The organism is Pseudomonas sp. PDM17 (assembly GCF_014851985.1).
Classification (GTDB): domain Bacteria; phylum Pseudomonadota; class Gammaproteobacteria; order Pseudomonadales; family Pseudomonadaceae; genus Pseudomonas.
The window spans coordinates 1-329 of the sequence record NZ_JACVAT010000030.1 but is presented as its reverse complement, the minus strand read 5'-3'; the positions used below and the strand labels follow the sequence as shown (position 1 = coordinate 329).

Sequence of the window (329 nt, the reverse complement as noted above, 5' to 3'; positions counted from 1 at the left end):
GTAGCGATGGCGTTACCGGCATAGATCGGACGCTTGAAGGTGTCGGCGCTGACCACTTCGATGATCTCGGAGATCTGGTCGACGTCCAGCAGAGCGGCGACGCGCGGCAGGAAGTTCTTGCCGTTGGTGGTGGCGGCGGCCAGCACATGGCTGTAACCCTTGCCGAGCTCAGCGATCAGCGGAGCGACGTTCTCCGGCAGCTGGTGAGCGTAGGCAGCGTTGTCGGCGACCAGCACCTTGGAAACACCGGCGATCTTGGCAGCGGCTTCAGCCACGCCACCGACGTTCTGGCCAGCGACCAGGACAGCGATGTCACCACCGATCTTCTG

At 63.5% G+C, this 329-nt stretch carries 1 pseudogene; it reads right to left on the bottom strand.

Annotated features, from left to right (window positions below):
- A pseudogene (locus IB256_RS30505) lies at positions 1-329 on the bottom strand (electron transfer flavoprotein subunit alpha/FixB family protein); the annotation flags it as partial.